Origin of the sequence: Streptomyces sp. NBC_00328 (assembly GCF_036139655.1) — a bacterium.
Classification (GTDB): Bacteria; Actinomycetota; Actinomycetes; order Streptomycetales; family Streptomycetaceae; genus Streptomyces.
Genome location: NZ_CP108013.1, coordinates 8,483,426 through 8,507,536 on the forward strand (window position 1 = coordinate 8,483,426; position 24,111 = coordinate 8,507,536).

General features: G+C 68.2%; 20 protein-coding genes and 1 pseudogene. 9 read left to right on the plus strand and 12 right to left on the minus strand.

Annotation, left to right across the window (positions count from 1 at the left end):
- Nucleotides 1-22: 22 nt before the first annotated feature.
- A complete protein-coding gene (locus OG485_RS37105) occupies nucleotides 23-226 on the minus strand; it encodes a hypothetical protein (RefSeq protein WP_328674866.1) in 204 nt (67 codons plus the stop codon).
- 692 nt (nucleotides 227-918) lie between these two features.
- On the opposite strand from OG485_RS37105, the gene OG485_RS37110 reads away from it, so the two are divergent.
- Nucleotides 919-2,133, plus strand: a complete 1,215-nt coding sequence (locus OG485_RS37110) for a helix-turn-helix transcriptional regulator (protein ID WP_328672937.1) — start codon at nucleotides 919-921, stop codon at nucleotides 2,131-2,133.
- 159 nt (nucleotides 2,134-2,292) lie between these two features.
- Here the strand turns inward: OG485_RS37110 and OG485_RS37115 are convergent, their stop codons facing one another.
- From OG485_RS37115 to OG485_RS37135, 5 genes are all read right to left on the minus strand, one after another.
- Nucleotides 2,293-3,462, minus strand: coding sequence for a phage major capsid protein (locus tag OG485_RS37115; RefSeq protein WP_328672938.1), 1,170 nt, complete (start codon nucleotides 3,460-3,462; stop codon nucleotides 2,293-2,295).
- A 261-nt stretch (nucleotides 3,463-3,723) separates the two neighbouring features.
- Nucleotides 3,724-4,182, minus strand: coding sequence for a phage terminase small subunit P27 family (locus OG485_RS37120; RefSeq protein WP_328672939.1), 459 nt, complete (start codon nucleotides 4,180-4,182; stop codon nucleotides 3,724-3,726).
- A 395-nt stretch (nucleotides 4,183-4,577) separates the two neighbouring features.
- Nucleotides 4,578-4,859 carry a hypothetical protein gene (locus OG485_RS37125; protein ID WP_328672941.1) on the minus strand — a complete coding sequence of 94 codons (282 nt, stop codon included), beginning with the start codon at nucleotides 4,857-4,859 and terminating at the stop codon, nucleotides 4,578-4,580.
- Nucleotides 4,860-6,202: 1,343 nt separating this feature from the next.
- A complete protein-coding gene (locus tag OG485_RS37130) occupies nucleotides 6,203-6,391 on the minus strand; it encodes a hypothetical protein (protein ID WP_328672942.1) in 189 nt (62 codons plus the stop codon).
- A 343-nt stretch (nucleotides 6,392-6,734) separates the two neighbouring features.
- The gene (locus OG485_RS37135; RefSeq protein WP_328672945.1) at nucleotides 6,735-8,381 is read right to left on the minus strand and encodes a recombinase family protein; all 1,647 of its coding nucleotides are present in this window, start codon (nucleotides 8,379-8,381) and stop codon (nucleotides 6,735-6,737) included.
- A 53-nt stretch (nucleotides 8,382-8,434) separates the two neighbouring features.
- Here OG485_RS37135 and OG485_RS37140 point away from each other — a divergent pair.
- A pseudogene (locus OG485_RS37140) lies at nucleotides 8,435-8,788 on the plus strand (CapA family protein); the annotation flags it as partial.
- 66 nt (nucleotides 8,789-8,854) lie between these two features.
- Here OG485_RS37140 and OG485_RS37145 read toward each other — a convergent pair.
- On the minus strand, nucleotides 8,855-9,319 hold the full coding sequence (locus tag OG485_RS37145; protein ID WP_328672946.1) for a universal stress protein: 465 nt from the start codon (nucleotides 9,317-9,319) through the stop codon (nucleotides 8,855-8,857).
- Between the two features lie 102 nt (nucleotides 9,320-9,421).
- Here OG485_RS37145 and lysX point away from each other — a divergent pair, with 102 nt between their 5' ends.
- Together lysX and OG485_RS37155 are read left to right on the plus strand one after the other, a co-directional pair.
- On the plus strand, nucleotides 9,422-12,700 hold the full coding sequence (lysX, locus tag OG485_RS37150; protein WP_328672948.1) for a bifunctional lysylphosphatidylglycerol synthetase/lysine--tRNA ligase LysX: 3,279 nt from the start codon (nucleotides 9,422-9,424) through the stop codon (nucleotides 12,698-12,700).
- Nucleotides 12,701-12,780: 80 nt separating this feature from the next.
- Nucleotides 12,781-13,626 (plus strand): polysaccharide deacetylase family protein, encoded by an 846-nt coding sequence (locus OG485_RS37155; protein WP_328672950.1) that lies wholly within the window; start codon nucleotides 12,781-12,783, stop codon nucleotides 13,624-13,626.
- Nucleotides 13,627-13,736: 110 nt separating this feature from the next.
- On the opposite strand, the gene OG485_RS37160 is transcribed toward OG485_RS37155, so the two are convergent.
- Entirely contained in the window at nucleotides 13,737-14,399 is a 663-nt protein-coding gene (locus OG485_RS37160; protein ID WP_328672951.1) for a class F sortase, read from the minus strand.
- 331 nt (nucleotides 14,400-14,730) lie between these two features.
- Between OG485_RS37160 and OG485_RS37165 the strand changes: the two genes are divergently transcribed.
- On the plus strand, nucleotides 14,731-15,222 hold the full coding sequence (locus OG485_RS37165) for a hypothetical protein (RefSeq protein ID WP_328672953.1): 492 nt from the start codon (nucleotides 14,731-14,733) through the stop codon (nucleotides 15,220-15,222).
- A 130-nt stretch (nucleotides 15,223-15,352) separates the two neighbouring features.
- Here OG485_RS37165 and OG485_RS37170 read toward each other — a convergent pair whose 3' ends face one another.
- From OG485_RS37170 to OG485_RS37180, 3 genes are all read right to left on the minus strand, one after another.
- Complete coding sequence (locus OG485_RS37170) at nucleotides 15,353-15,892, minus strand: hypothetical protein (protein ID WP_328672955.1); 540 nt, start codon at nucleotides 15,890-15,892, stop codon at nucleotides 15,353-15,355.
- A gap of 225 nt (nucleotides 15,893-16,117) precedes the next feature.
- A complete protein-coding gene (locus tag OG485_RS37175) occupies nucleotides 16,118-16,882 on the minus strand; it encodes a bestrophin-like domain (RefSeq protein WP_328672957.1) in 765 nt (254 codons plus the stop codon).
- A gap of 16 nt (nucleotides 16,883-16,898) precedes the next feature.
- Complete coding sequence (locus OG485_RS37180; protein WP_328672959.1) at nucleotides 16,899-17,534, minus strand: hypothetical protein; 636 nt, start codon at nucleotides 17,532-17,534, stop codon at nucleotides 16,899-16,901.
- Nucleotides 17,535-17,805: 271 nt separating this feature from the next.
- Between OG485_RS37180 and OG485_RS37185 the strand changes: the two genes are divergently transcribed.
- The 4 genes from OG485_RS37185 (at nucleotide 17,806) to OG485_RS37200 (ending at nucleotide 23,093) form a co-directional block, all read left to right on the plus strand.
- Nucleotides 17,806-18,750: an SCO0930 family lipoprotein gene (locus OG485_RS37185; protein WP_328672962.1), complete on the plus strand. Its 945-nt coding sequence runs from the start codon at nucleotides 17,806-17,808 to the stop codon at nucleotides 18,748-18,750.
- A gap of 421 nt (nucleotides 18,751-19,171) precedes the next feature.
- Nucleotides 19,172-19,984: an SAM-dependent methyltransferase gene (locus OG485_RS37190; RefSeq protein ID WP_328672964.1), complete on the plus strand. Its 813-nt coding sequence runs from the start codon at nucleotides 19,172-19,174 to the stop codon at nucleotides 19,982-19,984.
- Nucleotides 19,981-22,116, plus strand: a complete 2,136-nt coding sequence (locus OG485_RS37195) for a putative bifunctional diguanylate cyclase/phosphodiesterase (protein WP_328672967.1) — start codon at nucleotides 19,981-19,983, stop codon at nucleotides 22,114-22,116. The genes OG485_RS37190 and OG485_RS37195 overlap by 4 nt, the downstream gene beginning before the upstream one ends.
- 197 nt (nucleotides 22,117-22,313) lie before the next feature.
- Complete coding sequence (locus tag OG485_RS37200) at nucleotides 22,314-23,093, plus strand: SDR family NAD(P)-dependent oxidoreductase (RefSeq protein ID WP_326784178.1); 780 nt, start codon at nucleotides 22,314-22,316, stop codon at nucleotides 23,091-23,093.
- A gap of 18 nt (nucleotides 23,094-23,111) precedes the next feature.
- Here OG485_RS37200 and OG485_RS37205 read toward each other — a convergent pair whose 3' ends face one another.
- Nucleotides 23,112-24,002: a LysR family transcriptional regulator gene (locus tag OG485_RS37205; protein ID WP_328672970.1), complete on the minus strand. Its 891-nt coding sequence runs from the start codon at nucleotides 24,000-24,002 to the stop codon at nucleotides 23,112-23,114.
- Nucleotides 24,003-24,111 lie beyond the last annotated feature (109 nt).

Below are 24,111 nucleotides of genomic sequence, written 5' to 3' on the forward strand. Positions count from 1 at the left end.
GCGGCAGTCCGCTGACCTGCACTTATGCGGCAGGCCCGAACGCGTACCTAGCCGCCACAGCGTCCACACCCTCGGCGCTCAGGTCCCGCGTACGCGCCGTGTCGCTGTAGACCCGCCAGGTTCCGCCGGGCGATTCCTCAGGCATGGCAACGCAATCGGTACCCATGGTTTGAAGCTGGGCGGCGACATAGACGGCCTGGCGTTCCGTCATCTGGTATCCGTTCATGATCGAATACTAGGGTCGGCAGTTCGTCAGATTCCGGCAAACGGCAAAATGCCTCGGGGAAGCACACGAGCGAGGCCGGGAACCCGCACCCCTCGCGCCGCTCTGAGTCAGCGCTGAGGACTGGACGCACCCCGTAGCCGCTCGTGATGATTCCGGGCCGCTACGGGGCGGCGGCTCACCACCGGATCGGCTCCGCACTTCCGCCGACGCATTCGGGGCATGGCCGCTTTTTGGTCCAGCCACAGCGCGGACAGCCATCGAATCCGCAGCAGCCGTCACACCAGATCTCGCCGGACCCTGCGCAGCAGCCGCACAGATTCCCGTACTTCCACAGCGACCACGGCTCTTCTCCGCCCGTTCGCCCGGCACGTGGCTTCGGGTGATAGGCCGGTGGCGCACTCATCCCCCGTGCGCGTGTCTGCGGATCTCCACATTCAAGTCACTGGCCTTGGATAGATCCCCACGCATTCGGGCTCCCGTCCGCTGTGAATCCAGCGCTAAACACACATCGCAACCGGCCACAGGTTCGGCGTCCGGCGCCGGAATCAGCGGCAACTCGACCGGCGCTGTGGGATATCGCTGGGGCTCTGTCATGCCGTCCAGGCTCCGCCCGGAAACGATCAGCGACTAGCGGCCCACTGTCTGCCCCGATGTAGGCCAGGAACCGCGCCCTGTAGGCCAGAATCGACGCCATGGGGAGCATCGGGGCCAACATCAAACGTCTGCGTGAGCAACGCGGCTGGAGTCAAGCTCGCTTGGCTCATGAGGTTTGCCGGGCGGCCGGTGTGATCGGCGAGCCGGTCGGCCGTCAGGAAGTCAGCAGGTGGGAAACCGGGCGGCGAACTCCCCGGGAGTGGTTGCCCTTTATCGCTGCCGCTCTCGGCGTCTCCGTCGATGTACTCCGCGCACCCCTAGAGCCCGCTGAGTCGCCGCTGCCGACGCTGGCCGACTTCCTGCCCGAAGGGGACCCGCTAAGCCCCGCAGACGGCCGTACAGGGCGCCGTGTCGGCATGGTCCAGGTGGACGACTTGCAGCAACGCGTGCACGGCCTACGGCTCGCCGATGACGTGCTAGCCGGGGGTGATCTCATCCGCCCCGCGCTCCGGGAACTGCGCTCCGCAGTGAAGCTCTACCGGGAAGGCAGCCACAGCAGCGAGGTAGGGCGCCAATTGCTGCGCCAGATCGGCGAGTTGGCGCAGATCGCCGGTTGGATTGCCAGCGACGCCGGACAGCACAGCGAGGCAGAGCGCATTTACAGACTCGGTTTGAGCGCTGCCACACAGGCTGAGGACCACACCCTTGCCGGAAATCTCGCCGGGAGCCTGGCCTACCAATTGAGCAACACCGGGCGGGAGTCCGAGGGTCTGACGCTGGCCCGTGCGGCGCTGAATGATGCCGGGCCCGATGCTCCGCCAAAGGCTCGCGCGCTGTACTGGGACCGGGTCGCATGGGCCCATACGAAAGCCGGTGGAATCGAGAACGGGCAGCAAGCCATGCGCGCCCTAGGCGAGGCCGAGGAAGCACTCAGCGAGGACAGCGAGGACGTGGAATCGGTGCCCTGGCTTTACTGGGTCGATCACGGCGAGCTGCGGATCATGGAAAGCCGGGTCCTTACCGAGATCCGCAGACCCTTGCGTGCCGTTCCATTGCTCCGGGAAGTGCTCAGCGGATATGACGCAACCCATGCTCGGGAACTAGCGCTGTACATGTCATGGCTAGTCGTGGCACTCGCCGACGGGGGCGAACCAGAGGAAGCGGCGGCAGTTGCCGGACGAGTCATCACGCTGGCATCTGATATCCCGTCAGAAAGAACAGCGGAACGGGTGCGCGTCATCCTCGGTCGCTTGCGGGATTACGCAGATGTGCCGGAAGTCGCCGCCTTGCTCGCCGAGCATGAGACAGCCTAGATATGAACTGACGGGTAGTCAGCTAAAGCAAGAAAGCCCCTGCTCGGCCACCGGATAGCAGCTCCCAAATTTGGGAACTGCACCCAGTGACAGAGCAGGGGCTCTCTCCATGGATTACGCCGTCAGGCGCTACCCCGGCCGCCAAACCGGGGAGTCTTTTTAGGTCGCGGAAGCCTTGATTACGACAACCGCAGCAGGGTTATCGACCGCGAGACCGGCCACACGGAACGTGGCACGGAACGCCACAGCGTCCTTATCGAAAAGGAATTCCTCAGACATGGCGACAGCCACATCCGAGCGCACGCCAATGTGGACCCGGGTGGGGTCAGCAACAATGACGGTCTTAGCCGGAAGGTTCGCCGAGACAAGCAGCGGAAGACCGACACCAGCCTTAGCCACAGGGTCGGTAACCTGGCCCGCCAGATAACCGCCGTTGGTGGAGTTTTCCCGCTCAGTCCGTAGCGCCTTAGCCATATCGGGAGACGCCCAGATGACCCCAGGCGTCGCGCCGATACCCTCGATATCGCTGTACGCGCTGATTACGTGGTCCCACTTAACGACCGTGTTGCCTACCGCCAGGTTCACCGCAGTAGCGACACCGGACTTAGTGAGACCGGTTAGCTGCGAAGTGCCGGTGCCCTGGAAGCAGTCCAGGTCGACCTTAGCTGCGAGGTTACGCGTCATGACCCCAGCGATAAGGTTGCGCATATCCACGCTCGCATCGCTGATAACCTCGTTGCTCGCCTTGTAGAAATCCGCGTACTTCTGCGGCGCGAAAGTCAGCCCAGCGAAAGTCGCCGCACTCTCAGCAATGCTTGCACCCTCCGCAGTCACACCGGGAGTGCTAGAGCTAGTCAACGACGGCAGCACAAACGAGCCGCCCTCAAACCGATGCACGTTGACACCCGGGGCCTTTAGGAAGACCGAAGAGTTTCGTAGGTGTTCAACCCACTTATCAGCGACGGTTGCAGGAACCGCATAGCCGCCCGCCGACGGCGAACCACCCGCAATCAGCGTGCGGTATTCGTTGCCGGACGGCAGTAGCCCCCGCCATTCGTCGCCCTCGTCGCGGATCTCGGCACGCTCGGAACGGCCGGTCAGCGCAGAACCGAAGCGGGCGATAGTGGAACGCGATTCGGTCTCACGCTCAGCGCGCTCGACGTAGTCTCGGGCCTCAGCCTCGAAACGGTTCGCCTCTAGGTCAAGCTCATCGATCCGCTTACGCTTTTCGGCATCGGATAGCTTGGAGTTTTCGCGAACAGAGCGCATCTCGCCGATAACCGCAGCACGCTTCTCTAGCGCACCTTCAGCGAACTTCTGGTAATTCACAATTGTCTCCTAGAATCAGGAATGGGCCCGGGATGGGCATGACGAATTGCCCAGGCCGGCTCGGCCCGAGCAATTAGGCGGGAATTTGGGCTTTGGGAATTGGTCAATTCAGCGGGTCGCAGAGCAGCACGGCCCGGTCAGGAGAGGAGTCCGGACCGTGCTACTTCGCTATGCGCTCGCCCAAAGCGCTTGACCATCCCGTGCCCCCGGCGGCGCTGACACACAGCCGCCGGAAGATTCAAAGCGGCGCTCTATCTGCGCCTAGCTCAGCAGCCCGGAAATCTCGGAATCATCGGGCGTGTCCTGAGAGGGAATGTGGAGCCGCTGACGGTCCAGCGGGTTAAGGCCGAAGCGCGCTCCGAATGTCACCATCAGCGCGGCAGAGTCACGCGCGATTTGATGGGCGGGAGACTTCTTGACCTGCCCTCGGTAACCATCAGCGGTAAGGCCGCTTGCCGCTAGCTCACTCATCGCTGCAATGTAGGTAGCCCATGCCGAGCAATAGACGACCATGAATGCATGGTCTAGGACGGGGTCGAATACGCCCCGCGCGTACAGCTCCGGAACCACCCGCGACCATTCGGCCGAAGCCTCGCTAGAAAGCCCCTCAGGGGCCGCAGGAGCGTCCTCGACGGGCCGGACGAGGGATTGAGCCTCAGCCTTGCCCGCTTGCCCGCGCAAGAGGCGCAGCGTGGGGGTATTGGGAATAGCTCCCCGCATATCGATGCACCTCTTTGCTTGGGATTACGTGAAAATGTGCGCCAATGCAGCGCGCTGCGTAGCGCTTGTGCCTTTTTCGGCGATTACCAGGCGCATTCAAGTTTCACGAAGGGAGGGGGTGCCGGGAGGGGAGCCGTCAAGTTTTGCCCTCCCCCTGCCCCCTGACATGTCGCCCCCCATACCTGCCGGGGTGCCTCAGAGCGCTTCACAGCCGCTGTGCTGCTCCCAAATTTGGGAGGTGCCTCAACGACTGAAGCTTGCTGCCCAGACTCTGTACAGCCCGTCCAGCGCCTTATCTTTCTGGCACCCGTCGCAATGCACGCCACGCTTAGGACTGTTGAAGTCAAAGATTGAACGTGTCTGCCGACAGGTTCGGCAGATGCGAAGCGGTGGTGTCACGCGCGTGCCTCCTCGTAAAAGCGGCGCCAGTCTGGACACGGACGCTCGATCTCGTCCCACATTTCGTTGGCCATATCCCGCAGTTCTGCAAGGTTGCCCAGCAGTTCAGTGCAGCGCGCTGAGTTGCCTTGGTCTGCCGCTATCTCGACCGCTCGGAATGTCGTCTCTTCCAACCGCGCCAATCGTTGCTCCAGACCGGCGAGCCGGGCACCGTGGTAAAGGCGGGCACCCTCGTTGAATTGGGTGCACTGAGCGACCAAGAGATCGTACGCGTCCATGATTACTGCCTGCCCTCGCGTGAATCCCGTGAATCCCTGGGAATACGAAAGAGCCCGGTTGCATTGACTCCTGCTGCACGGATGCCGGTCCGCAGCGGAAGTCCGGCGCAACCGGGCTCTTAGTCACATGCTTTACCCGGCATGTTCGGGGAGTGAGTACGACCCGGGAAAATCGGCATCCGACCGGGCGTGTTCGCAGCTCCCAAATTTGGGAGTTGACATGAGAGCGGGCCACTCGGTCCGCCGGTTATGTGTTGGCGCGGGAATCCCGCTCTCACAACCATTAGAGAGGGCATGTCTAGTCCGCCAAATTCTGACCTGCACAAATGCATGACAGCGCGCTTTTTCGTTGCGAATGCGTTATACCCTCGCCCGATAGTGCGCCGTCTTGCAGCGACTTGAACAGAAGCGGCGCGGTCGGCCTACGCCATCCCATCCGGCTGACTCGCCGCAATGGTCACACTTCTTCTCCCAGCGCTCCGAGTCCAGAGATAGCCGCTGGGATTGCCGCTCGCTCTGCATGACGGCGCATGTGTCGTCTGCATCGTTCTCGAAATCGCAGTACGTCTGCTTACCTCTCAGCGGCCGGAAAGCGGCACCGCATAGGACACAAACCTTCTCAGCGGGCAGGGTGGCGCGTGCGCGACGGTGGGCACGCATTCGGCACTTCGCTGAACAGAACCGGGTCTGTCGGCCGGTCAACCACTCCTCGCACCCCTGCTCCTGACACACCGGGCTGTCGTAGAAGCCAATCACGGGTTGTTCCTTATCTCGATGACGTGTTACAGGTTCTAGGTTTCCCTTTGGGTTTCTTCTTGGATACTCAGATTCGATAACAACAGATCGGGATTAGAAACAACCACAGAGAGTAGTCGTCAGCCCAACCTTCTCCGCTGTCTCAGCGCCGCCGATTCGCCCTATGCGCTGCCTTCCGGCAACGGTCAGCACAGAAGCGCCGAGGACGTCCTACCCCGCCGTACTCAATGACGTTCTGACAGGTAGGCGCCTCGCAGCGGAGTTCGGCGACTTGCTTCTCAGCGATACGCAGCACTGCCGTAATGGCCTGGTGTACGGCCGTGGCCTCAGACGGCTTCGCGATGGCTTCCCATGCGAGAGATTCGGCGTTACGCAGCGCAACAATCAAGTCTGTGGTCAATGTTTCTCCTGGAGACGTAATGAGACGGAACCTCGATTTCCGGGAACAGAACGGGGACGGAATGATTGGGTAGCGCGACGAAACGGGTCGGAATTCCCGTTGCGGTGCGACGAAACGAGACGAAATAAGGCCAAGAAAAAGCCGTCTGGTCACGTAACCAGACGGCTTACGTCTCGGGGTGCTCGCCCTAGACCAGTGAGAGCCCCCGCTTGCTGTGCGCTTCGCGTTCCAGATAGATGGACAGCAACCCAATGCGCTTCGCTTGCAGCTCTGGACTGTCGCCCAGGTTGCCCTGAAACGCGCGTGCCAGCCTCCCCCGGTGAGTGTCCTCGGATACCCACGACAGGATGCGTTCAAATACTTTGTCTGCGCTCACGTCAGTACCTCTCTCCGCTTACTATTCTTCTTCCTAAGACCATTTGAGAGGGCGCCTCTATGGTTCGCTAGATTCGGAATCTGACGCCCTATCAGGACCCCAGGCCGGCTGCGCCTTATCTGACAGGCCGTCAGGTAATGAGAAACGACCGGGAATGGAGTTCACGGAAGGACACCGAAAAGGCGCACGCGCCCATCTGAGGGCACGAACAAGCCCCGCCGGACCGAGGGGGCCAAGCGGGGCTAGAAGAGGCTCACGGGGTCGCTGGGCGGATACCTGGGGACGCAAGAAAGCCCCGCCCGATCCTGGGAGATCGAACGGGGCTTCTCAAGTTGCCTTTGGTCTACTTCGTCTTGCGCCGTCCACCCCGGCGACGCTTAAGCGCTTCGGCAAGTTTCGGCGGTAGCGGGTCGCCGTGCCAGTAGATTTCTGCACGCTCCGTAACGTCTAGCGGTGTCCAACGATTCGGCATGGGGCCGTCCGGCCGCCTACGGATGACCACACAGTTAATCGCCAGCGCCAGCAACGCGCGACGGGTGTCCTGAGTCGTTGTCTCCCACGCCTCATCCACCAATTCGCGGTCCCCGATGAACGGGCAGACAAGAGGGCCCGCGCTGTACTGATCTGCGTTTTCCTTGGCAGCCGAAACTACGGATAGCGCGTCGTCCAGCATCGGTTGGTACAGCCTGCGCATGGGTCCTTCGAATTCCTTGCGCTTATACCGGCCATCCACTAGATCCTGTAGGGCTGCCTCAGCCTCTGCCAGGGCGCGCCGGGCCGCTGTTGCATCGGCAGTCTCTTCCGGCGCCTGTAGGGCCGACCAGCGGGCCGTAATGGCCATGGCAAGTTCCATGTCTGCCTCATCGCCCGTGTCTAGCGAAGCAAGGCGACTTTTCCACGTCTCGATTACCCACGGGTCAAGGTGCCCGCCATCGAGCGAGACAGGAGCAGGGCACGAACCGGGCGAGCGACGATGCTTGCCGCACATCCATGCCCCCGCTGTCTTCTGTGATGAGCCGTAACAACCGGCGCACCGGGGAAGACCGGTAAGGGTGTGAGCGGCGGCTGTGGGTTGGGGGAGCGCTCCAGTGAACGCGGGATTCTTGCTTTTGCGGACGCTAGCCCGTGCGCGCGCCGCCAATTCGGCCGACACAATGGGTTCGTCGGTGACGCTGATTCGCTCGCCGTTCTTGTCGCGGTAGACGTATGCGTGTGCACCCGCAGGCCATTGACTGAGAATCTGCCAACCCTCGTAGACGGGGTGCAGGGCGATGCGGTAGACGGCCGTGACATTCCACGTGCCGCCCGCAGGACCGGGAATTCCGTCGCTGTTCAGCCGGGCAGTGATTTTGCGCAGGCTGTTTTCCACTCCACCTTCGGCTGTCTCGGTGAATATGCGGAAGACAACGGCAGCGGGGCACGTCTCGTGAGCCTCGGTGCTGCGGTCTTGGTGGAGTTTCCGGGTCTTGGGGTGGACTGTGTAGCCGTACGAGGAGGCGCTAAGCCACTTGCCGGAATCGCGCTGTAGCCGCTTGGTGTTTTTGACGTTGGCGGACAGCCGCTCTGAGTATTCGCGGGCTTCCTCTGCGCGATTGATGATCCATCGCCGGTCGCGCGGGTTAGAGGAGTCGAGTCCGTCATAGTCGAAAATCACGCGACCCTTGCCGGGGCGCAGAATGCCAATCAGGTCGTCGGCGCCCTTGCGAGAGAATCGGGAGAGGTCATAACACCAGAGGGTGTTAATTTCTCCGGCCGCGAGTGCCGCTAGAGCGGCTTCGAATTCATCTCGTTGACGCGCCTTAAACGCGGAGCCAAGCTCTGTCCAGATGAACTCTGACGGGACGTCAGCGCCTTCCCGTTCCGCAGCCCGGCGGCCCTGCGCAATCTGCGCATCGGTGCTGAGTTCCCGGCGGGCGTCTGCCTCGCCGAGGACTTTGGACTTGCGCGCCAATATGCCCCACCGCTCGCGTTCTACGGTCTCCTCGTGCATGTATTCCATTGTGCCTGACGGCCTTTCCCGTTACGCCTGCACCTGTTGCAAGCACCCGCTCCCATGTCCCGCAGGCGTACGAGAAGGTCAACGGCACCTGGGTCGTCTACGGCACGGGCGATCAGATCGCCGGCGAGATGTACAACGACCGGGGCGTCCAGGACCCGCGCGGCAACGAGAGCACCCTCGGCCGCTTCACCTTCTCCCCGCCCGCGCGGCGCTCACAGCGGTGGGAGGTGACGAAGGCCGAGTTCGTCCCGCTGGCCTTCGACCTCGACGCCGGCCGGGTCGTGGACCTGGACGCGGCGCTGGAGCGGGGCGCCACCGTCGGCGCCGTCCGCGACCGGATCCGCGACGTCGTCCTCGGCAGGGGCGCGGGCCGGTCCGGCCTCGTCATGGCCGAATGACGCGGGAGCGCGGCCACCGGCACGGCATCCGCACGGCGACCCTCCACGGCACTCCCGCCGCACCGCCTACGGCACGACCGTGACCGGCCAGCGGCCCGCCTTCACCAGCCGGACCGCCACCGAACCGACGATCCGGTGCCCGGACTGCTCGGAGGCCCCGACCACCACGGCGTCCGCCTTCAGCTCGTCCGCGGCGGTGACCAGGCCGTTGAAGGGGTCGCCGCGGAACGTGTGGAACTCCCAGCGCACATCGAATATGTCCTTCACCCGCTCGGCGGCGTCGCGGATGTACTGCACCAGATCCTCGGCGATCTCGTCCGTCGTCTCCGCGACCGGCACCCCGAGCGCCGCTCCCGCCGCCATCACCGGCTTGACGTAGACCACCGCCAGCAGCGCCCGCTGCCGCCGCGCCAGACCACCGGCGTACGCCGCGGCGCGCAACGAGGAGTCGGAGCCGTCCACACCGACGACGATGACCTTGGGACCGTCCGTCCCGCGCTCGAACCGATGCGCGTGCTGCTCTTCCGTCACGGCTGCGAGGCTATCGGAACCCGCTGATCCGCCTGCCCCGGGGGGAGCCGCCGAGATCCGCTCGACGGGCGGGGCGCCGTCGCTCTTCCTACAGTCGGATCCATGAGTGCCACCGTGGAGGCCCGCCCGCCGAAGACCGCCAGCGGCCCGGCACGGCCGCCCGGGACCGGCTTCCTCAGCAAGGTGCCCGAGGGATTCGCGGCCTTCTTCGTCGCCATCGGTCTGCTCTGCACCCTGCTCGCCTTCATACCCCCGCTGCGCGCGCTGCTGCGCCCGGTCGTGCGCTTCCTCGACCTTCTGATCATCCCGGTCAGCGCCAACCTCGCGTACGCCGTCTTCCTCTTCCTGCTCGCCGCCGCGACGGCCGCCCGCAAGAAGATCGCCTGGTGGCTCGTGGTCGTCTACCTCGGCCTGCTCGTCCTGACCGACATCCTCGGGATCGCCGCCGGCCTGTACGCCGCCTCGATCCCCTCGCTGATCGTCTGCGGACTCCTGTTCGCCCTGCTCATCGTGGCCCGCCGGGAGTTCTACGCCGACTCGCGGCGCGCCGCCGTACGACGGGCCCTGCTCGTCCTGGTCACCGGACTCGTCGTGGCGATCCTGCTCGGCTGGGGTCTGGTCGAACTGTTCCCCGGCACCCTGGCGGAGGGCCAGCGGCTGCTGTGGGCCGCCAACCGGGTCTGCGGCGGACTCGTCTCCGGGCGCTCGTTCGACGGCCGTCCGCCGCGCTGGCTGTTCTTCGTGCTCGGCCTGTTCGGCGCTCTGGCCCTGCTCAACGCGGCCGCCACGCTCTTCCGCTCCCAGCGTCTGGTCGCGGCCCTGCACGGTGACGAGGAGTCCCGTATCCGCGCCCTGCTCCAGGTGTACGGAGGCGGCGACTCCCTCGGCTACTTCGCCACCCGCCGGGACAAGGCCGTCGTCTTCTCGCCCAGCGGCAAGGCGGCCGTCACCTACCGGGTCGAGGCCGGAGTGTGCCTCGCCAGCGGTGACCCCGTCGGCGACCGGGAGGCCTGGCCGCACGCGATCGCCGCCTGGCTGGACATCGCCCGCCGCTACGCCTGGGCCCCCGCCGCGATGGGCGCGTCCGAGGAGGGCGCCAAGGCGTTCGCGCGCTCCGGGCTCGGTGCCCTCCAGCTCGGCGACGAGGCGATCCTGCACGTCGCCGGCTTCGACCTGTCCGGCCGCGACATGCGCGTCACCCGGCAGGCCGTCAACCGCGTCAAACGCACCGGCGCCACCTGCCGGGTCCGCCGGCACTCCACCCTGACCGACAGCGAGATGGAGGAGATCGTCGGCCGGGCGGACGCCTGGCGCGACACGGAGACCGAGCGCGGTTTCTCGATGGCCCTCGACCGGCTCGGCGACCCCGAGGACGGCGACTGTCTGCTCGTCGAGGCGATGGGGTCCGACGGCAAGCTCCTCGCGCTCCTGTCCTTCGTGCCCTGGGGCCGCGACGGCATCTCCCTCGACCTGATGCGCCGCGACCGCAGCGCGCCCAACGGCGTCATGGAGTTCATGGTCGCGGAGGTGTGCGCGGTCGCCGGCAAGTTCGGGGTCCGGCGCATCTCCCTCAACTTCGCCGTGTTCCGCTCCGTGTTCGAGGAGGGCGCCCGCATCGGCGCCGGCCCGGTGCTCAGACTCTGGCGCAGACTGCTGCTGTTCTTCTCCCGCTGGTGGCAGCTCGAGGCCCTGTACCGCTCCAACGCCAAGTACCACCCGGAGTGGTACCCGCGCTTCATCTGCTACGGCGACACCGGCGCCCTCGCCCGCATCGGCATGGCCTCCGCCATCGCCGAGGGCTTCGTCTCCGTGCCCTCGCTGCGCAGTCTGTGGGGCAAGGGGCATCCGAAGGGGGGACCCGCACCCGCCACGACCGCGGGACTGCCGTCGCTGGCGGCCCTCGGCCTCGACGCGGACGGCGGGGCCGGGAGCGAGGACCTCACCACCGGGCTGCCCGACCAGGTCCGCGTGCGGTACCGCAAACTCGACCGGCTGCGCGCCGAGGGCACCGACCCCTACCCGGTCGGCATCCCGCCGCGCACCCATGTCCTGGCCGACGTCCGCGGCGGCGAGGACGTGACCGTCGCCGGACGCGTGATGCTCGTACGCGACTTCGGCGGCCTCCTGTTCGCCGTGCTGCGCGACTGGTCGGGTGACCTCCAGATCGCCCTCACCCGCAAGGAGTCCGGCTCGGCGCTCGACCGCTTCCGGCAGGTGATCGACATCGGCGACCACATCAGCGCCGACGGTCTCGCGGGCGCCAGCGACTCCGGCGAGCCGACGGTCTTCGTCACCTCCTGGCGGCTCACCGCCAAATGCCTGCACCCGCTGCCCGACAAGCGCAAGGGCCTCGCCGACCCCGAGGCGAAGGTGCGCCGCCGCTATCTCGACCTGGTGTCCAGCCCCGCGGCCCGCGACGTCGTCCGCGCCCGCTCCACCGCCGTCCAGGCGCTGCGCCAGGGGCTGCTCGACCGCGGCTACCTGGAGGTCGAGACCCCGATGCTCCAGCAGATCCACGGCGGAGCCAACGCCCGTCCCTTCACCACCCACATCAACGCCTACGACCTGAACCTCTATCTGCGCATCGCGCCCGAGCTCTACCTCAAACGGCTGTGCGTCGGCGGCATGGAGAAGGTGTTCGAGATGGGCCGCACCTTCCGCAACGAGGGTGTCTCCTACAAGCACAACCCCGAGTTCACGATGCTGGAGGCGTACCAGGCCTTCGCCGACTACGACGTGATGCTCGACCTCGTCCGCGAGCTGATCCAGGGTGCCGCCACCGCCGCGTTCGGCACACCGGTCGCCCGCAAGGACGGCGTCGAGTACGACATCTCCGGGGACTGGCCCGTCAAGACGGTGTACGGAGCGGTCTCCGAGGCGCTGGGGGACGAGATCGACGCCGACACGAGCCTGGAGAGGCTGCTGCGGCTGTGCGACCGCGCGGGCGTGCCGTACACGGCGGACGACGGACGCGGTGACGTCGTCCTGGAGATGTACGAACGTCTCGTCGAGGAGAAGACCCAGCTCCCCACGTTCTACAAGGACTTCCCGACCGACGTCTCCCCCCTCACCCGGCAGCACCGCACCGACCCGCGGCTCGCGGAACGCTGGGACCTCGTCGCGTTCGGTACGGAACTGGGCACCGCCTACTCGGAGTTGACCGACCCTGTCGAGCAGCGTCGCCGGCTCGCCGAGCAGTCGCTGCTGGCCGCCGGGGGAGACCCGGAGGCGATGGAGCTCGACGAGGACTTCCTGGACGCGCTGGAGTACGCCATGCCGCCCACCGGCGGGCTCGGCATCGGCGTCGACCGGCTGGTCATGTTCCTGACCGGCCTGACGATCCGTGAAACGCTGCCGTTCCCGCTGGTGCGCCGTCGCTGAATGGTCCATGCGGGTGTATTCGCGAGGCCCTACGGGTGTTGCCCGGCGTGGTGAGCCCTCCGCCGGGTGACTGATTTGTCATGAAAAAGGATCAGCCGATTACCCGGCGCCGGGCGTTGATCGCCGGCGCCGCCGTCCTGGGGGCGGCCGGAGCGGCGGGCACGGCCCGTGTCCTGACCGCCGGCCGGGCCGCGGAGCCGGCACGTGGTCTGCCGCTCTCCGGCCCGCAGGCGAACCGGGCCCTCAAGCCCTCCGCCTACCGCCTCCAGCCCCTCGCCGGGTACGGCGCCCCGCCGCACGGCACGCAGCTGCGGACCCTCGTCCGGCACGAGCCCTTCATCCGTGTGTCCGGGCGCGGCCGCTCCATGGTGCTGACCTTCGACGACGGCCCCGACCCGCACTACACCCCCGAGATCCTGCGGATCCTGCGCGAGTACGACGTGCACGCCATGTTCTTCGTGTGCGGGCAGATGGCCGCCGGCAACAAGGACCTGCTGGGCGCGATGGCCGACGACGGTCACCTCGTCGGCAACCACACGTGGAGCCATCCACTGCTCACCAAGCTCTCGCGCTCCGCGATCCGCTCCGAGATCGAGCGCACCAGCGAGGTCATCGACGAGGCCTGCGGCGAGCCGCCGTCCTGGTTCCGCGCGCCCTACGGGGAGTGGAACCGGGCGACCTACCAGATCGGGGCCGAACTCGGCATGGAGCCGATGTCCTGGACGATCGACACGAACGACTGGGCGAGGCCGGGGACCCGCGCGATCGTCGGCACGGTCAAGAAGGAGGCCGCCCCGGGTGTCGTCGTCCTCTCGCACGACGCGGGCGGCGACCGCTCACAGAGCGTGCAGGCGCTGCGCACCTACCTCCCGCGACTGCTGGACGCCGGCTACCACATGGCGGTGCCGCGTCGTAAGTACGCCTAGAACCGAAAAGGGCCCCGCGCACGGTGTGCCGCGGGGCTTTCGGCCGGGTCGGCCGGCGGGAGGCGGAACGCCTCGCCGACCGGCTTTTCGCCCGCCCGGTCCGGGAACGCTCAGCGCACCTCGGAAAGGCGCGCGAAGACGACCACGTTGCCGTCGTATCCGTGCTGCTTGGAGAAACCGCCGCCGCACGTGATGACGCGCAGTTCGGGGGTTCCCTTGCTGTTGTACACACGGTCGCCGGGGAAATTGCTCTTCGCGAAGACCTCGATGCCGTAGATCTCGAACACCGCGGTCTTCCCGTCCTTGCGCAGGACCTCGACCTTGTTCCCCTTCTTGAGCGCCCCGAGCCCGTAGAAGACGGCGGGGCCCCGCATGTTGTCGACATGGCCCACGATCACGGCCGTGCCCTTCTCGCCGGGGGAGACCGCTCCGGTGAACCATCCGGCGAGATTCGCGTCGTCGGGCGGCGGCGCGTCGACCCAGCCGTCGACGTCCAGGCCCACCGGCATCACCGGGGCGTCGACGCGGATGGCGGGGATCCGTACCCGGTCGGCCACGGAGTACGGCAGCGCGTCGGGCGCCTTCGGGAACGTGCCGCCCGGCGTGCGGCTGTCCGCCGCTGCCGCCGAGGCCGGCTGCGGGGGGCCCACGTCGAACTCGCCGGAACCGTTCCGAATGAGTGCGAGGCCGGTCAGCAGAACAAGCGCTATGACGCCCCAAGGAGCGCGCTTCCTCTGCCGCTCCTCCTCTTCGGCCAACTCGGACGCAGACATTCGTAATCCCCTCTCGACGCGGCCGTCGCCTCGTCATCCGCGCATATGAGCACGCTAATGGCAGCAAGGCCGCCCGGCGACGGGGCGCGGGCGAACGGGTGGCCGAAGGAAAGCCCCGTGCGCCATCCGAGTTGCCGTGACCAGGAATTTTCTGACAGTCCGTGACCTGCGGCAATATCCGATTGTGTGGAATTCCTTCGGCGTGTCCTCTCACCAGGACGGACCATTCCCGAAATGCGGCCGCGTGCACGGCATCTGAGGGTCTGACTGGGAGGCGCTTTCTCGCCGATCCACCGGGGACGGTTCCCGGGGCGCCCCCGCGGAGGATCACATGCGTACTACTCGTGCCCTGGCGGTGTCCGCCGCCGCGGTCGCCGCCGTGGGGCTCGCCGCCCCGATGGCCGCGGCGTGGAACACGCCCAGCAACATTGTCGCGATGCCCAGCGTCATCGCCCGTGGCGGCCAGCTCACCGTGACCGTCGACGGGTGCCCGAAGGGAGGCACGATGACCTCTCCCGCTTTCCGTCAGGCGAGACTCTCGCCGCTCCTGGGCAGCCGCAACGAGTCGTCCAGCGGTACGGCCACCATCAACCAGGACGCCGCTCCCGGCTCGTACGACATCACCGTCAACTGCGACGGGACGGGCCCGCTGACCCGCCCGGCCGCCTTCACCGTCATCGGCGGTGTGCGCGGCGGCCTCGGCGGCAGCAGCACCACCGGTGCCACGCCCACCGACATGGCGATCGGCGGCGGTCTGGTGGCCGCGGCGGCCGTCGGCGGCGGGGTGTTCTGGATGCGGCGCAGGTCGGAGCGGCACATCTGACCGTTCCGCCGGCGAGCGGCCGGTCCCGCCCCCCTTCGGAGGCCGGCCGTCCGCCGCGCGGGCCGCACGTGACAGCCCTTCGCTCCGGACCCGCCCGACCGGGTCCGGGGTGGAGGGCTGTGCCGTTTCGTCAGGTCTCGTCGGAGGGGGCGCGCCGGCGGGACAGGTACCAGGCCGCGCCGACCGAACCGGCGATGAGCGCCGTGCCCACCCCGATCTGCTTCAGGTCGAAGCCGCCGACACTGCCGCCGACGCCGGCCCGCACGCCCCGCTGGAGGGGCACCGGGTTCGGCGGGACCGGCGACCGGCCGCCGGTGATCGTGAGACCGGTGCTGCCGCTCGCTCCGCCGCACGAGAACGTCACGTCGTACACGGCCCCGGGTCTGGCGTCCCAGTCGACCATGGCGGTGGCCGAGGACTGCCCCGGCGGGATGGTGACGGTGTCGAAGACCCCGGAGGTGACCGTGGCGGTTCCCCTGCACCCGCCGTCCCGCTTCAGGAGCAGGGACACCTGGCCACCGGCGGCTACGGTCGACGGCTGCACGCTGAAGGCGAACGGGGTGATCGGGGTGAGTCCGTGGTCCCCGTCGCCGGCGGACGCGACGGGTGCGGCGAAGGTCAGGGCGGTCATGCCCAGCAGTGCGGCCGAAGCGACGCGTATCGCGCGCATGGTGAGCCTCCAGGTCCCCGAGGAGCCTTGCTGCGGACCTATTCCGCTTGCGCCGGAAATGCACCTCGATGATCGGAACGCTAGGAAAGGGCGAACAGGGGCGCGATCCCAGTAGCGCGAACGGGGCAATTGTGTGGGCCGTTCGGGGGACGGCGTGCGTGCGGACGGGGGACGCGCACGGCGTGGCGCCCGCCCCCCGTCCACGGAAGGCCCCCAGGGGGCACGTCACCCGGGGAGGTGTGGGAACAGCGCCGTGAAGGGCTCCGTCGACGCCGTGATCCCGCGGCTGTAGGGCGCGTCGAAGTCCCAGATCAGGAACAGCAGGAACGCGATCAGGGCGGAGAACAGCCCGGCCAGGATCAGTTCCCGGGCGGTGCGCCGGATCTGGAGCGCGAAGATCATCCCGACCGTGACCACGGCGCCGGTGATCAGCCCGAACCACACCACCCCCGGCATGGTCGCCCCCGTGGAGCCGGCGCGGGCGCTGCGCGCGGTGTCGGCCGCCGTCACCTGGTCGAGGAGCGGCTGGTAGGCCTGCGCCTCGAAGTCCGACTTCGGCCGGTAGTCGGTGACGTCGTGCCGGACCCGGTCGAGGAGCCGGCCGCCCTCCGGGGTCACCCGGCCCTGCTCGGCCATGGCCTTCCACTCGGTGGTGACCACGTAGTGGACGTACGCGTCGACGTCACCGCGGATCCGGTCGCGGACGTCGGGCGGGTAGACCCGGACCCGTTCGGAGATCTCGTGCAGGGCCTGCGCCTCGCTCTGCACCTGGTTCTGGGCGCCGCCGCGGGCCTCCCAGACACCGGCGATGGCCAGTCCGAGGACGATGGCGTACACCACGCCGATCATCATCGTCATGTACTCGATGACGTCCGGCGTCTCGGTGGGGTCCTCGTCCTCACGGGCCCTGCGATGGCGTACGAGGGTCACGACGAGGACCACCAGGCACGCGGCCGCCATCGCGAGGGTGAGAACAAGCCAATCCGACAAAGTGTGCCTCCAGGGGTCAGCGCGGGCGCAGCGCGGCGACGGCGAGCACCGCGGGCGCGGTGATGAGCAGGGTGAACGAGACCAGTGACGGACCGCCGCGGGGCGCGTGCTTGTGCGGCGGGGTGCGGTACGCCGGATAACTGACCGGAACCGGCGCCGGAGCGGGACGCGCGCTCGGTGTCGGTGCGGGCTTCGGCGTGGGTCTCGGTGCCACGACCGGAGCGGGCCGCGGCGGCGCGGGCTTCGGCCTCGGCGCCGGTGGAGGCGGTGGTGGGGGCGGAGGCGGTGGTGGAGGCGCGGGCTTCGGTGCGTGGGTGGGCGGAGGCGGTGGGGCCGGCTTCGGTGTCGGCTTGGGCTTCGGCGGCGGAGGGGGCTCGGGGGCCGGCGGGGTCGGCGTGGGCGTCGGCGGGCAGGGCGGGGTCGGGGCGGGGGTCGGGACCGGACACCGGACGGTGTGTCCGGCGACGGCGGCCGCCCCGTCGCCCGCCACGGCCACCGCGGTGATCCCGTCGCCGTCCTGGCCCGTCGAGGCGTACGCGCAGGCGTCGGCCGTGGCCGTTCCGCTCGGCGCGCCGACGAGGAGCCAGGTGAGCGCCGTCAGCGCCAGTACCCGTATGACGAGGGCGGATCGATTCCGCTGGGGTGCGTGCACGACCAAGATCATGGGGCGCGAGGGGACGGGTCGCGCCGAAGTGTCCTGGATTGGCCACGAATTGGGTACCTCCGGCCCCCGGTGGCTGACGCGTGCGGCCGGGAACAGCGGGCATTTATCGAACACGTGAGCGATCCGTGTCGACCGCCGCACAGTATTCCGAAAGAAATTTGTGGCCCGTTTGAACACTCCTGCACCTCCCGCCCGTACCTAGGGCCATGCGCGGCGCTGCAGGGCGCTGCAACACTTATGCGAACAGCGGGAGTTACCAATGAAGACCTCCTGGCGGAGCGCCTCACTCGTAGCGTCAGCTGCGGCCGTGCTGGCGCTCACGACGGCGTGTGGTCAGGAAAATGGCACTTCGACGGGTGCCCAGAACGTGGGCGCCACCTCGGCGGCGGGCGGTTACGGAACCAGCACCACCGCCGGTACGGGCAACGGCTACGGAGCCGATTCCAAGGAGAGCGCGGCGGCCGCGAAGCCGGAGGCCGCGGGCGAGCTGGCCGTGGCCGAGAGCGTCAAGCTCGGCAAGGTGCTGACCGACGGCTCCGGGTTCACCCTTTACCGCTTCGACAAGGACACCGCCGAGCCGCCGAAGTCGAGTTGTGACGGTGCCTGCGCGACCGCCTGGCCGCCCGTGCCCGCCGAGGGCGCCGAAGCCGCCACCGGTGTGGACAAGGCACTGCTCGGCGAGGTCACCCGGTCCGACGGCACGAAGCAGCTGACCATAGGCGGCTGGCCCATGTACCGGTACGCCAAGGACACCAAGGCCGGTGACACCAACGGCCAGAACGTGGGCGGCACTTGGTTCGCCTCGGCGCCCGACGGCAAGAAGGCCACCTTGGCCTCCCTGCCCGGTCTGTCGGTCCGCAAGGACGCGAAGCTCGGCGACATCGTCGTCGACAAGAACGGCATGACCGTCTACCGCTTCATGAAGGACCAGGCCTGGCCCGTCTCGAAGTCGGCCTGCACCGGCGCCTGCCTGGAGAAGTGGCCCGCGGTCGCCCCGGTCTCCGAGGACGACACCAAGGGCGTCAAGAAGAAGGGCCTGATGCCCTTCACGCGCCCCGACGGCGTGAAGCAGATGTCGGTCAACTGCTGGCCGATCTACACCTTCTCCGGTGACAGTGCTCCCGGCGACACCAACGGTCAGGGAGTGGGCGGCACCTGGTACGCCGTCTCGCCCGACGGAAAGCCGGTCGGCGCGGCCGAGTAGGGCGTCAACACCCCACGGTTGACCGGCTCGCCCGAAAGAACGCGCCGCCCAGGGTCCGCCCCCTCCACCGGAGGGGGCGGACCCTTGTGCTCCCCGGCGCGGGCGAAGCATTCCGGCCGTCGCCGGAACGTGAAAGATCCGGTCGGCGGCCCGGATGTGAAAGAACGCCGCGGCACGACAGGGGACTTGGCCACGCTTCGTGACCCCGCCGAGCTTTTTGGAATGCTTCGGAACGATTTCGCGGGGGCGGTGAGTGGCGTTCGCGGTATACGTTCGCAGATGCCAATTCGGCACGTGCCTGAGGCAGTGACCGGGAACGGACGGTCAATTTCCGGTTTGACTCGCTCCTTTGGCGGGCGATCAGTAGCCTCTGCTCGAACACCGGATCGTCCGTGCCGTCGCCTACGCCTTGGAGAGATAGATGGAGCGTCCCGCCTGGGCCCCTCGCAGCATTGACATCTCAGTGCCGAGCGTGTCCCGGATATACGACTACTACCTGGGCGGTTCGCACAACTTCGAGGTCGACCGGGAAGCGGCGCGCAAGGCGATGGAGTTCATGCCGGGCCTCCCCAAGGTCATGCAGGCGAACCGGGCGTTCATGCGCCGGGCGGTCCGCTACGCGGCCGGCGAGGGCATCGACCAGTTCCTCGACATCGGCTCCGGCATCCCCACGTTCGGCAACGTCCACGAGATCGCCCAGGCCGCCCGCCCCGGCGCACGGGTCGTCTACGTCGACCACGACCCCGTTGCCGTCGCACACAGTCAGGTCGTGCTGCGGGACAACGAGCACGCGGACGTCGTCGCCGCGGACCTCCTCAAGCCCCAGGAAATCCTCGTGAGTCACCCGGTTCAGCGGCTGATCGACCTGAACCGGCCGGTCGCGCTGCTTCTCGTTGCCATACTTCACTTCGTGGAAGACGCGGACGACCCGTACCGGGCGGTGGCCGAACTGCGCGACGCCCTCGCGCCGGGAAGCATGCTCGTCGTCACGCATGCCTCGTTCGAGGGCATTCCGCTCTCACGGGAGCAGGCCGAGGGCACGGTCGACGTGTACAAGGACATCCGCAACCCGCTGATCATGCGCACGCGCGAGGAGATCGCGCGGTTCTTCGAGGGGTACGACATGGTGGAACCCGGACTGGTGCCGATGCCGGACTGGCGGCCCGACACGGCACCCGAGGACGAGGATCCCTATTCCTTCTCCGGGTTCGGCGGCGTGGGACGCGCGGCGTGAGCGCCGAGCCGGACGGGCCGGAGGACAGACTGCGCCGTTTCGCGACGATCTGGAGCCGGGCGGTCTTCCCCGTCACCTCCACCTCGCTGACCCGGCCGGAGTTCGAGGAACAGCTGCTGCCGCTCGCGAGGCGGCTGAGCGAGGCCCTGCGGGCCAGGACCTTCGAGGCGGCCGAGGGACGCGGCGTCGGCGCCGCACTCGTCGCGGCACACTGCACCGACCCGGAGGCTCTCAGCCGGGCCCTCGACTGCGTGGACGCCTACCTGGTGCTCTACTGCGGCGAGGACGGGCCCAAGGAAGCGCTGCGCACCCGCTCCGCACGGCTCCAGCACGCCATCGCCGCCGGGTACGCCGAGGCGCTTCGGGAGCGGACCCTCGCCGAACAACAGGCCATCTCACAGGCGGCGTTGACCGCGCGCAGCGCCGTCGCCGAGGCACTGCACGACAGTGAGGCCCGCTTCCGCGCGGTGTTCGAGGGCGCGGCCATAGGCATCGGCATCGCCGACCTCGAAGGCAACATCCTCCAGGTCAACGGAGCCCTGCTGCGCATGTTCGGCGGCTCGGAACAGACCATGCGGGGGCGCCGGGTCTTCGAATGGACGCACGCCGAGGACGGCCCTCAGGTGTGGCGGCTGTACGAGGAGCTGGTGCGCGGTGAGCGCGAGCACTACCACGTGGAGAAGGCGTTCTACCGCCCCGACGGCACCGCCCTGTGGACCAACCTGACGGTCTCGCTCCTGCGCGACGCGGACGGCGAACCCCAGTACCAGCTCGCGCTGATGGAGGACACCACCGAGCGGCGGCTGCTCAATCTGCGGCTGCGCTACGAGGCCACCCACGACGCGCTGACCGGACTGCCCAACCGGACCCTGTTCTTCGAGCGGCTGGAGAAGGCGCTGGCGGCGGGGGAGGGACAGCGCTTCGGGCTCTGCTACCTCGACCTCGACGGCTTCAAGACCATCAACGACAGCCTCGGGCACGCGGCCGGCGACCGGCTGCTCGTCGAGGTCGCCGACCGCCTCCAGTCCTGCGCGACGGCCCCCGGCGAGATGGTCGCCCGGCTGGGCGGCGACGAGTTCGTGGCCCTCACCACCGGCCCGGACACCGAGCGCGAGGTCGACGAACTGGCCGGACGCATCATGAACGCGCTCGTCACCCCGATCAGCATCGACGGCCGTGACCTGACCGTACGGGGCAGCGTCGGCGTCGTCGAGGGCCCGGCCGGGGAGCGCGGCGCCGCCGAGGTGCTGCGCAGCGCCGACATCACGATGTACCGGGCCAAGTCCGCGGGCGGCAACCGCTTCGAGCTGGCCGACCCCGAGGCCGACGCCCGCGCCATCACCCGAAACGGACTCACCACCGCGCTCCCGGCCGCCCTGGACCGGGGCGAGTTCTTCATCGAGTACCAGCCGCTGGTGCACCTCGGCGACGGCAGTGTGCGGGGCGCGGAGGCGCTGGTGCGCTGGCTGCACCCGCAGCACGGTGTCCTCGGACCCGACCGCTTCATCCCCCTCGCCGAGCACACCGGACTGATCGTGCCGCTCGGCCGCTGGGTCCTGGAGCAGTCGGTGCGCCAGGCCCGCAGCTGGCAGGAACGGCACTCCGCCGCCGGCCCGCTGCGTGTCAACGTCAATCTCTCGCCGTGCCAGCTGACCCATCCCGGCCTGGTCCAGGACACGGTCGACATCCTGGAGCGTGAGGGTCTCGACGCCCGGGCGCTGTGCCTGGAGGTCACCGAGTCCGCGCTGATCGGCGCGGACGACGATCTGCTCAAGCCGTTGCGCAGGCTCGCCGAGATGGGCGTCGACATCGCGCTCGACGACTTCGGCACCGGCTACTCGAACCTGGCCAACCTCCGTCGTCTGCCGGTCAGCATCCTCAAGCTGGACCGGTCCTTCACCCAGGGGATGCAGCAGTTCCCGGCGGATCCGGTCGACCTGAAGATCGTCGAGGGCATCGTCTCCCTCGCCCACAGTCTCGACCTGGCGGTCACGGTCGAGGGCGTGGAGACCGGCGCGCAGGCCGAACAGCTGCGGATACTGGGCTGTGACACGGCCCAGGGCTGGTACTACGCCCGTCCGGGGCCGCCGGAGCGGCTGCACGAGCTGGCGCTGGTCGACGCGGTCGGCTGAGCACCGCGGCGCGGCGCGGCCTCCCGGAACGGGGACGCGCCGCGCACCGCCGCCGGAACACGGGACGGCACCGCGTCCCGGATCCGTCGGCGTCCTCCGCCTCACCGGGCCCCGGCCGCCCACGGGACGCCTCGCGCTCCCGGCCGTCCCTGTGCCTCACTGGCAGGAGGTACCTCTTACCGATGGAGCTGAGACGGATGAGCACCGAACTTCAGGGCAGGACGGCCGTCGTCACCGGAGCCAGCAAGGGCATCGGACTCGCGGTCACGGAGGCACTGGCCGGCGCGGGCGCGACGGTGATCGCCGGCTCCCGCGGCACCTCGGCGGGCCTCGACGCCCTGGCCGGGAAGGGGAACGTGACCTGGGTGCCGGTCGACCTCGCCGAACCCGACGCCGCCGGGAGGCTCGTCGAGGCGGCGGGCGGGCGCATCGACGTCCTGGTCAACAACGTGGGTACGGCCCCCGCCCGCACCGGTGGCTTCCTGTCGGTCACCGACGAGGACTGGCGGCGCACCGTCGACCTGAACCTGCTCACGGCCGTACGGGTCACCCGTGCGGCCCTGCCGTCGATGCTGGCCGCCGGACAGGGCTCGGTCGTGACGATCGCCTCGGTCAACGCCACACTGCCCGACCCCCTGGTCATCGACTACAGCGCGGGCAAGGCAGCCCTGGTCGCGTTCTCCAAGGCACTGTCCAAGGAGGTCGGCCCGAAGGGCATCCGCGTCAACACGGTGAGCCCCGGTCCGGTGAAGACCGACCTGTGGCTCGGCGGCGGGGGGGTGGCCGCCACGGTCTCGGCCGCCGCCGGGCTCACCCCTGACGACGTGGTCGCCCAGGCCTCCGGCCAGAGCGTCACCGGCCGCTTCTCCGAGCCGTCGGAGGTGGCCGACCTCGTTCTCTTCCTCGCCGGGGACCGCGCGCGCAACATCACCGGCAGCGACTTCGTCATCGACGGAGGCCTCATCCCGACCTGGTGAGCCCGGGGCGGCCCGCCCTCAGCGTTCCAGCAGCATCCGCTGGAGTTCCCGGGCGGCCCGGGGCGGTGCCACATCGCTGCGGTGCGCCAGCGCGATGGTCCGCTCGAGTCCGGGCGGGGCCAACGGTGTCACCCGCAGCCCCGGCCCGGACCGCGCGGCCACCATGCGCGGTACGACGGCCACGCCGAGGCCTGCCCGGACGAAGCCGAGCACCGCGTCCATCTCACCGCCCTCGACCGCGAAGTCGGGCTCGAAGCCCTCGGCGCGACAGGCGGCGACGGTCAGTTCCCGCAGGTCGTAGCCGTGCCGGAACATCACTAGGCGCTCTCCCTCCAGATCGGCGACACGCACCGTGCCCCGGCGGCCGCCACCGCCGGGCACGGGGGCTTCCGGTGACGACACCACCACCAGGTCCTCGTGCAGCAGCTCCACCGTGGTCAGCGCGGGGGACGGGGTCGGCAGCGGCAGGACGACCAGGGCGAGGTCGAGGGCGCCGCGCGCGAGTTCCCGTACGAGATCGTGCGAGCCGCCCTCCTCGATCAGCAGCCGGATGCCCGGATAGCGGTCGTGGAAGGCGCGCAGCACGTCGGGAAGCAGACCGGTGCACAGACTCGGGGTCGCGCCGAGCCGCACCCGGCCGCTGCGCAGCTGCGCCAGCTCCTGCACCTCGTGCCGGGCCGTGTCCGCGTCGGCGAGGATGCGCCGGGCGAGCGGCAGCAGTGCCTCGCCCGCGTCGGTCAGCGTGATGTTCCCGCGCGCCCGCAGGAACAGATCGGCCCCCAACTCCCGTTCCAGCGACTTGATCTGCTGCGACAGCGAGGGCTGCGCGACATGCACGAGTTCGGCGGCCCGGGTGAAGTGCCGGGTCTCCGCGACGGCCACGAAGTACTGGAGCTGGTGGAACTGCACCCTTCGACGATAGCTCAGGTCTATGGAAACCAGCCGCTTCATGTCTTGGACCGATCGGTTCGCCGCGGCCTACCGTCTCGTCCCATGGCTCTGGCAACGCGGACGGACC

Excerpts from the sequence above, each read along its gene's own strand:
- OG485_RS37160 (WP_328672951.1), bottom strand. The coding sequence starts at position 14,399 with ATGTCTGCGTCCGAGTTGGCCGAAGAGGAGGAGCGGCAGAGGAAGCGC.
- OG485_RS37185 (WP_328672962.1), top strand. The coding sequence starts at position 17,806 with ATGAAGACCTCCTGGCGGAGCGCCTCACTCGTAGCGTCAGCTGCGGCC.
- OG485_RS37125 (WP_328672941.1), bottom strand. The coding sequence starts at position 4,859 with ATGGACGCGTACGATCTCTTGGTCGCTCAGTGCACCCAATTCAACGAG.
- OG485_RS37190 (WP_328672964.1), top strand. The coding sequence starts at position 19,172 with ATGGAGCGTCCCGCCTGGGCCCCTCGCAGCATTGACATCTCAGTGCCG.
- OG485_RS37105 (WP_328674866.1), bottom strand. The coding sequence starts at position 226 with ATGAACGGATACCAGATGACGGAACGCCAGGCCGTCTATGTCGCCGCC.
- OG485_RS37170 (WP_328672955.1), bottom strand. The coding sequence starts at position 15,892 with ATGCGCGCGATACGCGTCGCTTCGGCCGCACTGCTGGGCATGACCGCC.
- OG485_RS37110 (WP_328672937.1), top strand. The coding sequence starts at position 919 with ATGGGGAGCATCGGGGCCAACATCAAACGTCTGCGTGAGCAACGCGGC.
- lysX (WP_328672948.1), top strand. The coding sequence starts at position 9,422 with ATGAGTGCCACCGTGGAGGCCCGCCCGCCGAAGACCGCCAGCGGCCCG.
- OG485_RS37200 (WP_326784178.1), top strand. The coding sequence starts at position 22,314 with ATGAGCACCGAACTTCAGGGCAGGACGGCCGTCGTCACCGGAGCCAGC.
- OG485_RS37155 (WP_328672950.1), top strand. The coding sequence starts at position 12,781 with ATGAAAAAGGATCAGCCGATTACCCGGCGCCGGGCGTTGATCGCCGGC.
- OG485_RS37120 (WP_328672939.1), bottom strand. The coding sequence starts at position 4,182 with ATGCGGGGAGCTATTCCCAATACCCCCACGCTGCGCCTCTTGCGCGGG.
- OG485_RS37165 (WP_328672953.1), top strand. The coding sequence starts at position 14,731 with ATGCGTACTACTCGTGCCCTGGCGGTGTCCGCCGCCGCGGTCGCCGCC.
- OG485_RS37135 (WP_328672945.1), bottom strand. The coding sequence starts at position 8,381 with ATGCACGAGGAGACCGTAGAACGCGAGCGGTGGGGCATATTGGCGCGC.